The 10893-nt window shown below is 42.9% G+C and carries 11 protein-coding genes and 2 pseudogenes; 1 reads left to right on the forward strand and 12 read right to left on the reverse strand.

Annotation, left to right across the window (positions count from 1 at the left end):
* The 8 genes and pseudogenes from NE638_RS17005 to NE638_RS17040 all read right to left on the reverse strand — a co-directional run.
* Positions 1-101 (reverse strand): annotated as a pseudogene (locus tag NE638_RS17005) (metal-dependent transcriptional regulator); the annotation flags it as partial.
* Between the two features lie 2 nt (positions 102-103).
* On the reverse strand, positions 104-1603 hold the full coding sequence (locus tag NE638_RS17010) for an ABC transporter ATP-binding protein (RefSeq protein ID WP_173746790.1): 1500 nt from the start codon (positions 1601-1603) through the stop codon (positions 104-106).
* 10 nt (positions 1604-1613) lie between these two features.
* Positions 1614-2342: an energy-coupling factor transporter transmembrane component T gene (locus tag NE638_RS17015; protein ID WP_055155784.1), complete on the reverse strand. Its 729-nt coding sequence runs from the start codon at positions 2340-2342 to the stop codon at positions 1614-1616.
* Positions 2342-2929, reverse strand: coding sequence for an MptD family putative ECF transporter S component (locus tag NE638_RS17020; protein WP_021632160.1), 588 nt, complete (start codon positions 2927-2929; stop codon positions 2342-2344). Before NE638_RS17020 ends, NE638_RS17015 begins: the two co-directional genes overlap by 1 nt.
* Positions 2930-2947: 18 nt before the next feature.
* The gene (locus NE638_RS17025; RefSeq protein ID WP_173746792.1) at positions 2948-4696 is read right to left on the reverse strand and encodes an ABC transporter ATP-binding protein; all 1749 of its coding nucleotides are present in this window, start codon (positions 4694-4696) and stop codon (positions 2948-2950) included.
* Complete coding sequence (locus NE638_RS17030) at positions 4693-6441, reverse strand: ABC transporter ATP-binding protein (RefSeq protein WP_173746794.1); 1749 nt, start codon at positions 6439-6441, stop codon at positions 4693-4695. The genes NE638_RS17025 and NE638_RS17030 overlap by 4 nt, the downstream gene beginning before the upstream one ends.
* Before the next feature lie 84 nt (positions 6442-6525).
* Positions 6526-6810, reverse strand: coding sequence for a cysteine-rich KTR domain-containing protein (locus NE638_RS17035; protein ID WP_420314211.1), 285 nt, complete (start codon positions 6808-6810; stop codon positions 6526-6528).
* The gene (locus NE638_RS17040) at positions 6758-7375 is read right to left on the reverse strand and encodes a TetR/AcrR family transcriptional regulator (RefSeq protein WP_158433960.1); all 618 of its coding nucleotides are present in this window, start codon (positions 7373-7375) and stop codon (positions 6758-6760) included. Before NE638_RS17040 ends, NE638_RS17035 begins: the two co-directional genes overlap by 53 nt.
* A 284-nt stretch (positions 7376-7659) precedes the next feature.
* Between NE638_RS17040 and NE638_RS17045 the strand changes: the two genes are divergently transcribed.
* Positions 7660-8016 (forward strand): helix-turn-helix domain-containing protein, encoded by a 357-nt coding sequence (locus tag NE638_RS17045; protein ID WP_158433959.1) that lies wholly within the window; start codon positions 7660-7662, stop codon positions 8014-8016.
* A gap of 139 nt (positions 8017-8155) precedes the next feature.
* On the opposite strand, the pseudogene NE638_RS17050 reads toward NE638_RS17045, so the two are convergent.
* The 4 genes and pseudogenes from NE638_RS17050 to NE638_RS17065 form a co-directional block, all read right to left on the reverse strand.
* Positions 8156-9445 (reverse strand): annotated as a pseudogene (locus NE638_RS17050) (lysozyme family protein); the annotation flags it as partial.
* Positions 9420-9698: a hypothetical protein gene (locus NE638_RS18490; protein WP_330386432.1), complete on the reverse strand. Its 279-nt coding sequence runs from the start codon at positions 9696-9698 to the stop codon at positions 9420-9422. The gene NE638_RS18490 and the pseudogene NE638_RS17050, both read right to left, overlap by 26 nt.
* Before the next feature lie 272 nt (positions 9699-9970).
* On the reverse strand, positions 9971-10690 hold the full coding sequence (locus NE638_RS17060) for a winged helix-turn-helix transcriptional regulator (RefSeq protein ID WP_173746796.1): 720 nt from the start codon (positions 10688-10690) through the stop codon (positions 9971-9973).
* A gap of 27 nt (positions 10691-10717) precedes the next feature.
* The gene (locus tag NE638_RS17065) at positions 10718-10879 is read right to left on the reverse strand and encodes an iron dependent repressor, metal binding and dimerization domain protein (protein WP_442863827.1); all 162 of its coding nucleotides are present in this window, start codon (positions 10877-10879) and stop codon (positions 10718-10720) included.
* Positions 10880-10893 lie beyond the last annotated feature (14 nt).

The following is a 10893-nucleotide window of genomic DNA, read 5'->3' on the forward strand; positions in this document are numbered from 1 at the left end:
TCCATGTACCGGGCAACATCCACGGAACGCACCATACCGAGCTTCTTTTGAAGTACCAATACAGCTTCCAGATAGTCCTCCCCAGATGCATGAATCTTCATCTTTAGTCATCCTCAAAGGCAAAGAACTTTTGCAACCGTTCCCGGCTTATTCTGTTCCATCCATCACTCCATAGCACTTTTCCGTTTTCTATAAAGACAAAGTAATTGCAGCACTCCGCAATCAGCTCCGGGTCATGAGTAACAATAAACAAGGTTTTCCCCAACGAACTCAATTCCCGCAAATTCTCTGCCACTTTTTTCATGTGCCGATAATCTAATCCGCTTGTAGGCTCGTCAAAAACAATAACCTGTTTATCAGACGCAATCGCGCTGGCAATCGCTACCCTCTGTTTCTGTCCGCCGGACAACGACATAGGATGGGCGTCTCTAAATTCTGAAATGTGCAGACTTTCCATAATACTTTCTGCCTCATGCGTCGCTTTTTCTTCATCTGAATTATCCAGACTAAGCAAGATTTCATCCATTACACTTTCCGTAAAAAGTTGGTGGTTTACGTCCTGCATAACCATATAGCAGGTCTTAATTCTCTGATTTGCCATATAAGTTTTTCCATTCATGCTCATACAGCCTTTTGCGTTTTTGAGCAATCCGCATAAATTGTTAGCAAAAGTCGTTTTCCCGGCTCCATTGTTGCCGACTACTCCAACCACCGAACCTTGCGGAATCATCAAATCTGATATATCCAGCACCTTCCGCTTTTTCGTCTTACCTCCGGAAGCATTTTTATAAGAAACTTCAAAGTCCCTGATATATAGCTGCTTTGTCGCACACACTGTGCTCTGCATTTTACTAAAATCTTCAGACTGTAAAGTTCTAAGACCCAGCGCGTGCAATTCGCCTGTAGATTTCTTTTTGAAGTCGGAGATGGAAAGGTTTTCTTTTATTTGCCCGCCCTGCATATATAGAACGCGATCTGCAATATCCATCAGGTAATACAGGCGATGTTCCGCAATCACAATCGTTTTCCCCTGTGCTTTCCATTTCCGCAATACATCTTTTAATTCTCTGATTGATTTAATATCCAAATTGGAAGATGGCTCGTCCAGTACAAATATATCCGGTTCCATTGCGGAAACGGACGCACAGGCAATTTTCTGTTTTTCGCCACCGGACAGTGCAAATAAACTCCTATTCAGTAAATCTTCGATTTTTAACGCGCCTACCGTTTTTTCTATCCGCAAATTGATTTCGTCTGCGTCGATTGCCAAATTCTCACATCCAAATGCAATTTCACTGGTAGTATCCACTGTAAAAAATTGTGTCCTTGGATTTTGAAAAACAGAACCAACCACACCAGACAAAGCATAAAGGGATACATTTTTTACATCTATCCCTTCCACAATCGTCTGCCCGGTAAGCGTTCCTTCGTAATAATGCGGGATAAGCCCATTTATTAAACGTGTGAGTGTAGTCTTTCCGCAGCCGGATTCTCCGCAGATCAAAACAACCTCTCCGTCATGGATAGTCAAATTTATATTTTCGATTTTTCCTTTTGAACTGCCTTGCTCATATTGAAAGGCTACATCCTTAAACTCTATCATTTCAGCCCTCCTAAAAAAGCAGGAACACCAACAGGGCAGCAGTAACAATAATCATAAGCGCAAAATCTTTCCAATGGAAACCGATCTTACAAATGCTTGTACGCTTTTTTCCGTTTCCTAACCCTCTTGTCAAAGCTGCCGCAGACAGGTCATTCCCTATTGTTACTACAGACATCATAAGAGGGACAATTCGATATTCTAATACTGCTTGTGGATTCTTGAAAAAATTTTTCCCCGTGATTCCTCTCATACGCATAGCGTTTCCAATAGATCCCGCTTCTTCGGAAATTGTAGGGAAGAACCGGAACATAACAGAAAACGGGATAATGAATGCTTCTGGTATATGCATACGCTGCATGGCAAGGACAAATTCACTAACCTTTGTAGTCGAGAGAAGATAATAGCCCATCATGGCGCTTGGAAACCATCTTGTCCCAAATTGAGCCAACAGCGATATTATAATTGTTCCTATTAATCCCATATACGGAACAAGAAACACATTTACCGTCCACGAAACAATAAAAACAATTAAATAAATGATAGCAATCTTTTTCCTCCTGCCCGAAAGCAGGAGGAAAAAAGGTATCAATGCCAAAATCGGCTTTAACCAGAAACTAATACCGTCCGTTTTTCCATCAATCATTACAATGCTGAATATTACTAACATATACAGCTTTGTTCTCGGATCAATCCAAAAGCTCTGCTTAGAATCAACCGACAGTAATAATTCTGGTTTCATTAAACAATGCCCGCCTTTACAAAATGCTTCTTCAAAATTGCCTTGCCTAAATAAGCGCCGATCACTCCGCCGACGATGCCTAAAACAATAACTACCGGTAGCATCCAGTTAGCGGTAAGGCCCATAACGGCATTGATGTATTCATCCGTACCTCCCTTGCTTCTATAAGCCTCAAAAAAGGTATCTCTCATAATCCACATAGGCAGCATGGAGCCGATTACCCATTCGGTAAACACGCAATATCCCAGCACAGTATGTTTCCAGCTTTTATATTCGCCAGCCTTGAAGATCAAATCAGCCAGGAAACCTAATACGATTCCAAACGGAATTGAAATCCAGCTTTGTCCCATCAGAAAGCAGAGGACACTGACCAACGTACCCATAATAGTAGCCGCGCCGAATTTCCCTGTCTTTGTCAGAAACAGCATGAACGGGATGCCGCCCAGTATTCCCAACACCATTGGAATGATAACTGCAAAGATAGGGATGTAACCCAGCATACCCGTGATAAAGAACATCACAAAGTAGATGACAGTAAAGATACCAATGTTGATAAAGTCTTTTGCGTTCAATTTTTTCTTGTCCATTGTAGGAACTCCTTTCTTTTATGCAAGGCTGTCTGCCTTGATTTTCCAACCGATAGCTTTTTCTCTCATGCCAACAAAATCCGCATAAATACCTGCTTGCTTGATAAGCTCATCATGCGTACCTTGCTGAGAGATTTTACCACGGTCGATAACGATGATTTGATCCGCATTTTTTACGGTTTTCAACCGATGGGCGATCATAATAATTGTTTTCCCCTGTGTCAGCGCTTCAATCGCTTTCTGAAGCTCTGCTTCATTTTCGGGATCGACATTTGCTGTGGCCTCATCAAGAATAATGATGGGCGCATCTTTCATAATCGCTCTTGCAATAGAAATCCTCTGCTTTTCGCCGCCGGAAATGGTCGCACCGCTTTCTCCGATTACCGTCTGGTAGCCCTCCTGCAATGCTGAAATGAAGTCATGGCACCTTGCCGCCTTTGCTGCCTTCACCACATCTTCATGGGTAGCGTTAGGGGAACCAAATTTAATATTGTTCTCAATCGTGTCCGGGAACAGATACACATTCTGAAATACCATGCTGATATTTTTCATCAGGCTGTCCAGCTTGTAATCTTTAACATCAATGCCACCGATACGGACACTTCCGCTGTCAACATCCCAAAAGCGCGCGATTAGATTTACCAGTGTTGTTTTTCCAGAACCCGACGGACCGACAATCGCCGTTGTGGTTCCTTGTGGAATTGTGAGCGATACATGGTCGATCACTTTTTTATCCCCGTAAGAAAAACTCACATCCTGCATTTCAATATCCAGCCGGTCTGGGGTCTGCTCTTTGCCATCAATGTCAATCTGAGGACTTTGGTTGATTTCCTCCACACGATCAATAGAAGCATCGATCATTGAAAGCATAAAGAACATTTCTCCCGCGCTTTCCAACTGGCTATATACCATGAACGCCGATACTAGGATTATCAGACAATATGTTAATTCCAGCGTACCGTTTACAAAAAGTGCGATAGAGCAGAAAGCAGCGGCGGCACTGGCAATCCGAAGGACAACCTGCTCAGCGGCTATATAGGGAATCCGCTGCCTTTCAATAAGCTGGTTTTTCTTCTGCGTTTCGGCAATGGATTTTTCCAGCGTGGTATTTGACTGCTTTGCCATGTGGAACGCCCGCACAACACCCATTCCCTGTATGTATTCCAGTACGGCGTCCATGAACTCCGTCTGTGCCTCTAACCGTATGGGAGATAATCTTTTGGAGCAGCGCAGGAGCATTGTGTTGATTACCATGAACAAAATCACGCCAACCCAAAAGATCAAACTAATCTTCCAGCTAAAGTAGCACATGGCAATAGAAAAAATACTGGCGTGGATTACTCCCACCAAAGTCCGCACGATGATAGCAAAGGACATACTTTCAAGGTCACTCATGGTCGCTGTTGAAACGGATGTGAGATTGCCCAGACTATGGCTGTTGAAATAGCCCATCGGCATATATTTCATGCGGTTGCCAATTTGAATCCTCTTGTCCTCACACATTCGGTAGCTGCCTTCGCCTTCTTTGCCATGCGCCAAATACCAAAAAATAATGGTGCCGATCACACTGACTAGCATAATACCAAAGGCAAGCAGAGCGGTCTGTGTAGTAATATTGTCACGAACTAATCCATCCAAAACTACCAGAAGAGCAGCAAATTGCAGAGCTTCTAAAATACAGCGTATGATTTCATAAAAGAGTCCCAAATACCAATTCCGGCTCTGGCGGCCCGCAAATTCAAAGAATTTCCGAAATGAACGTATCATACAGTTTTCACCTCCTTTGCATCCATGTGCGCTGTCCACATCGTATGGTAAAGACTGCACTCTTTTAACAATTCCTCGTGCGTTCCCTTTGCCTGAATTGTCCCATCCTTCACAACAACGATCTGGTCGGAATCTGTTATTGTTGACAAGCGGTGAGCAATTACAATCAATGTTTTGCCCTTTGTCAGTCGGCTGATGGCCTCCTGTATTACCGCTTCGTTTTCCGGGTCAGTATAGGAAGTTGCTTCATCAAGAATCACAATCGGGGCGTTTTTCAGCATGGCTCTGGCAATCGCAATCCTCTGGCGTTCTCCACCAGACAAGTGCCCTCCGGCACCGCCAACCACGGTTTCATATCCATGCTCAAGATTCATAATAAACTCATGACAGCCGGAAGCCTTTGCAATCTGTTCCACTTCGGAATCGCTTGCCTCCGGCTTGCCCATACGGATATTGTTACGCACCGTATCGTTAAATAGATAATTGTCCTGCGATACATAGGAAATCAAATCGTTCAGTTGGTCGTTAGAAATTTCTTTTACGCTTTTACCGCCAATCGTAATCAGTCCCCCGGTCACATCCCAAAAGGACGCAATCAATTTTGCAATCGTTGATTTTCCGCTGCCGGATGGCCCTACAAAAGCTGTAATTTTTCCCTGCGGAATTGTCAGATCAATTCCTTTCAAGACCTCTTTTTCCTCGTATGCAAAATGGACATTTTCCAGAGCAATATCAAGGTTCTGTAAATCACATTTCCTCTCCGGCCGGACAAGCTCCGGCTGGTTTAATATACCGTCAATCTCACCCATTACGGTGCCTATTTTTGCAATATCATCGGTAAAGAACATTGCGGCTACAAGCGGGCCTGCAATTCCCAACGACAGGACAGTTACCGTAATAAAGGTTGCGGCTGACAGGGAACCATTCATGTAAAACAGGCACCCGACGGGAAGTACGCTAATCAACGCCGCGGGCCATACACTCATCATAATCGCCGAATATTTTTGTGTATCTTTCATCCAGTCTAAAATCAGGTCTGCGTTTGCATGGACGGCATCTGTAAATTTCTGATAGGAATTATCTGCCTGATTAAACGCCTTAATGACTTCAATGCCGCCGATGTATTCTACCGTTGTTGCGCTCATGTGATTTCCAGCTTTTACAACTTCCCCATACTTCTTGGGATATTCCTTCATCATTCCCATGTAGCACATCATTCCAACAGGAATGGTAATCAGCGATACTAACGCCATTCGCCAGTCCAGAACGAACAAATAAACGATGATTGCGATTGGTACGAGAAGATTTGAAGTCATTTCCGGGATTACATGAGCAAGGGGAACCTCTAACTGTTCAATTCGTTCCACCATGCCATTTTTTAGTTGCCCGGACGGAGTATTGAGAATATAGCCCATAGGCACTCTGGTAAGTTTTGAGGCAATTTTCCGCCTTGCCTCGGACAGCACTTCAAAGGTCGCTTCATGGGATGCCCTCGTGGAAATTCCCATCAATATTGCTTTTAGGACAAAGCAGCCGCCGGAAATCAGACACCACACCATGTAAAATGATAAATCCCGATTCCCGGAGAGTAACTCAATCGTCATTCTGGCTGTTGCAAAATAGGGGACGATGCCAAAGGCAACTCCCAGCACAGCAAGAACAACAGAAATGATGTAGCCAGTCTTATGCGGCCTGGCAAACTCAATAAGTCTGCCAAATGGATTTCCGCCTTGCGACTGATCCATATAAATCCCTCCTTTAGTTAGATTTTGCTAACTCTTATTCAAAAGAATAAGCCGATAATCTGTCATGTGATTTACACAAACAAATTATCGGCTCTGCGTCTTTGCGTCTGGCACTACTGATAATCGTATTTTCATATTGTCAACATCTATCAAACATTCCTGTTTGCATTTCGGACAAAATATGGGAAAGTTCTTCAACAAAGTGTCTGCGCGTATCTTTGTCCGCGTTCTGCATTTACAAAAAGGACAGTGTATCCATCCGCTTTCGTCCACACAAAATTCTTCTGTTTTTTGCATTTCCTTTGCACCTTCTTTCCTATTTTCGGTAATATTCTTTCCAGCCATTCCCATAAAAAGTGCGCAGCTCATTGATATAATTTTTTGCTTCCTCCATCGGCATATCGTGAATGACTACTTCAAATATACCAGAATAAAAAGCACTGGAAACAACGTGTAAGAATCCATCTGTAACTCGTCCTTCCGCCAGGGCTTTACTTCCCACTTGAATCAAGAATTTCTTTATACAGTCCGTATCCAGTTGTACCAGCCCTTCTAAAAATTCCTGATAGTAGTTTCCCGGCGCTCCGGTAATCAGCAGCTTAAATTCAGAAAAATACTCATAGATATATGCAATCACGGCTTCAAAACCACGATCTGAGTATTCCATAAATTTTTCATTCTGCTCGCGCTCCGTCAAAGAAGAAAAGCCACTTAATGATTGCCGTAATAGCTCTTTTAAGCCGTTAGCCGCCGGTTCCACAAGAAAGCGGAACAGTCCCTCTTTATCTGAATACCGCGTATATATCGTGCTGGTACTGACACCGGCATTTTGAGCAATCGTCCGTATCGAAGCGTCCGTATAGCCTTTTTCTAAAAATTCTTCTTTCGCACAGGCAAGAATTTTCTCGTCAAATCCTTCAACCCTGCTCGCCATCGCTCATCCTCCTTTCTTATTAAAACTTCGTTTTAAAAACATCGTATCAAAAACGTTGTTTTTATTATAGCAGAGAAGATTTATTTGTCAAGAGGCTACTTTTCTCTTTCTTGACACACCTTGAAATAGATATATAAACTGTTTATCGACTATCCAAAATCTCCGCTTCAAATTGTAGTATTACTCCAACGGCAAAATAGGTATAATCGCACCTTTTCATCGGTACAATAAGGTTATTCCTTTGCATAAACCGGAACGATACAATATTATTGAGGTGAACAATTATGCCGATTGATGATTTAACTGCTTTAGGGCAGAAAATGCGGGAAGCCCGAAAGAATAAAGAACTGACACAACAAGAACTTTCTGATCTGAGCCATGTTTCTGTAAAGCAAATCGCCAATATCGAAAAAGGAAAAATGAATCCTTCCTATTTGATTTTGAGAGCATTGGCAAAAGTCTTGCACATCTCTTTAGATACGCTTATAAATCCAGATATTTCTCTGGAGGATAAAGGTATCAATCAGATGAAAATGCTTTATTCCAGCTGTCCGTCAGAAATGCGTGACACCTTTCTGCATCACACCCAGGAAACGGTGAAAGAACTGACAGAATTGTCCGAGAAATTTGAAACGAATTGAGCCAGTGAGTGAAATTTAACGATTCTCTCACTGGTTCTTTTCATTTCATATAAAATTAAAATTTCAATCAAATAAAAAAGTCAACTTACACATATCAAATTTCTTTTCATAGGTTATAACTTATATTCTATTTTAATTTTCAAAGTATACCATATCCCATGATCGTTCCGTTATTGATATCGTAGCTTCTCTGGTTCACGGCATCACTGGAGTTTCCCTCTACGGTGTATACGGTACTGCCCTCGGTTTTCTCCACGATTCCTACATGGTCTGAGGTTCCATCTCCGTTCCAGTCAAAAAAGATTAGGGTTCCGGGCTCTGGCGAGTATCCTCGGCTCTTCCATTTTCCCTTGTTCTGAAACCATGCGATTCCGTCATCACACAGAGAGAACTTCGGCATCTTACCGTTTTTGATTAATCCTGCCTGATCTCCACACCAGCTGGCAAAGCAGGCACACCATGCTACATGGCTGTCAAATCCATACCACGACCAGAACTTCTGGCCACCTTCATTTCCAAGCTGGGTAAGTGCCACGGATACAATCTGGCCGTTGCCTCCAAACAGGCCGGCAAACAATCCGCCGCTAGAATAATACCGCAGGACGTGAGGGACATATTCTGGATCCCCATAGGCACTCCAGCCATGTGAAGCCGCCTGTTCATTGGAAAACTGCAAAGCGTTTTCTGCACTGTAGCCCCCATACTTCCGTATCGCCCACGTTATGTATCCGTTGCCGTAGTTATATCCTTGCAGGGACAGTTTCAGCTTATCCATATCCTGCGGACTGGTGCATCCGGCTTCCTTCAGGCAGTCTGCATAATACTGGATTCCTACCTGTATGGAGTAATCTGCGTCCTGGATGGCATTGGGACTGTTGGAGTACCTGGTGTTGTATGGGCACTCACTGCTCTGCATGGGATCGGTCCCCCGGCCGCCAGATTCCTGCATCATGATTGCCTGTATCACGGAAACGTATTCGGGGATTCCATACTGGTTGGCGTATTTCTGGATGGTTGCCGTATAGGAAAGTACTTCCTGGCTGAGTGCTTCGTTGCTCTCTGAGCTTCCAGAGAATGCCGCACCGCCAATGATTCCGACCATGATAACCAATAAAAGAACGATAGCTGCTCCGGCGGCTCCCAGTGCAGCCATCATGGACTGCACGGTTTTCGCTGCCGCTTCCACGGCGGCTTTGGCTGCCTTGAAGGTGTTCTGCCCTGCCCTTGCCGTTTTCTGTATCCGGCGGACTCCATCGGAAGTCTGCAAGGCGGCTTTCTTCGCCGCCTGCTTCGCTGCCCTTCGTTCCATCTGCTTCTGCATCCGGGCTGTCAGGGCGTTGGAACTGGCCACCCGGAGCTTCTGCTCTGGCTGAATGCTGATCTTCGCAGACGGAGGGGCTGTCTTAATAGTACGCCTCTGTATATTCTTCGGTATCCAGCAGGGCTTCTACGCTCTCCGGCTGGGACTCTTTGGTTTCTTTTTCTTCCAGGAGCAGTTCCATACAGTCCAGAAGCGAGGTCTGGTGTTCCCGGAATCTCCGCTCTGCGTTAAAATCGTTCCAGTCATACTCCCGGAGCTTCTGGATCGTCTCTTCATCCACGCCCTGTTCACGCAGGATCTTCTCTTCCTCTGCTTTCCACTGGTTCCATCTATATTCTTCTTTTGCTTTATTGTAAGCCACTTATGTTTTCCTCCGATCTGAATTTTTGCGAAATCAAATCAGAGTATGGCGGTGCTCTGGTCCGTTCTTCCTGTCTACAGGAATGTCCGGCATTTCTGCTGTCTCCCTGCAAACACGGATCTCCTTTGTAATCATATCTTTACAAAGGCACAGTGTATCGGATGCACCTGTCAACTAACGGTCAGAAAACTGTCAATTGACGGTCAGTTTTTATCACCTTCTTTCCAGAATAAATAAAATAAGACGAACAATCTTTTTACAGATCATTCGCCTTACTGTTGTTCGTTTTCTTTATTCAATTCAAATTTGTAACCTATATCCCTGACACTGACGATACAATTCCCAGCACCATCTTCAACAACATTCAGCTTTTTTCTCAGTCGCTTTACCAGACACCAGATGATATTTTTAATATCACCAACAGGATAATCTTTCCAGACAAGCTGGTAAATCTGTTCAAACGTGTATACTCTCATCGGTGTCGCTGCTAATAAGTATAAAAAATTATATTCTTGTCGTGTTAAATGTAACGCTACATCATTCCAAAATACTTTATGTTTCTTATGATCCATTACAAGTTTTCCCTTATCAATCATCGTTTCGGATTGCTCTTGAGTTATTTTTTGTTTATTATTTCGTCGTGCCAATGAAAAAATCTGCAGATCTACTTCTTCTGTAGTGCTATTTATATCCATTACACAGTCTGCACCAGCGTATATTAATTCTTTTTTCCATGACATACACAATAAAGAAGAAGTATCCGTCAAAATAATAATTGGTATCTGCGTTATCTTTCTAATAGCAGATATAATATTACTTATGTTCTCTTTATAAAGGATCACTCCTATTATAAGTACATCATAAGAAAATAAACTCAAATTATGCAATAAAATTTGTAGATTTTCTGCATAATCTGAGTTTACCTCATTGAATAGTTTTTGATATGATTGATTGTCAAAATATGCTAATATTTTGTATTTTGTGTCTTTCATATTTCTATTTTAAAAAAGCAACACTTTCTATTTCTTCACAGGAAAATTATCAAATGTATTGTCAATTTTTTGTGCAGCAATCCCTCTCATCGCATGCTCTTTCAGTTTTTGAAAACTTTCATCACTGACTGCATGTTCCATGCGACAAGCATCAACTTCTGCAGTTTGTGGATTAACTCCAACGGCTATAAGTTGATAAGTAA

The organism is Blautia sp. MSK.18.38, assembly GCF_024460535.1.
Taxonomy (GTDB): domain Bacteria; phylum Bacillota; class Clostridia; order Lachnospirales; family Lachnospiraceae; genus Blautia_A; species Blautia_A fusiformis.

Excerpts from the sequence above, each read along its gene's own strand:
- NE638_RS17020 (WP_021632160.1), bottom strand. The coding sequence starts at position 2,929 with ATGGACAAGAAAAAATTGAACGCAAAAGACTTTATCAACATTGGTATC.
- NE638_RS17015 (WP_055155784.1), bottom strand. The coding sequence starts at position 2,342 with ATGAAACCAGAATTATTACTGTCGGTTGATTCTAAGCAGAGCTTTTGG.
- NE638_RS17010 (WP_173746790.1), bottom strand. The coding sequence starts at position 1,603 with ATGATAGAGTTTAAGGATGTAGCCTTTCAATATGAGCAAGGCAGTTCA.
- NE638_RS17025 (WP_173746792.1), bottom strand. The coding sequence starts at position 4,696 with ATGATACGTTCATTTCGGAAATTCTTTGAATTTGCGGGCCGCCAGAGC.
- NE638_RS17035 (WP_420314211.1), bottom strand. The coding sequence starts at position 6,810 with ATGAGCTGCGCACTTTTTATGGGAATGGCTGGAAAGAATATTACCGAA.
- NE638_RS17060 (WP_173746796.1), bottom strand. The coding sequence starts at position 10,690 with ATGAAAGACACAAAATACAAAATATTAGCATATTTTGACAATCAATCA.
- NE638_RS17045 (WP_158433959.1), top strand. The coding sequence starts at position 7,660 with ATGCCGATTGATGATTTAACTGCTTTAGGGCAGAAAATGCGGGAAGCC.
- NE638_RS17030 (WP_173746794.1), bottom strand. The coding sequence starts at position 6,441 with ATGGATCAGTCGCAAGGCGGAAATCCATTTGGCAGACTTATTGAGTTT.
- NE638_RS17040 (WP_158433960.1), bottom strand. The coding sequence starts at position 7,375 with ATGGCGAGCAGGGTTGAAGGATTTGACGAGAAAATTCTTGCCTGTGCG.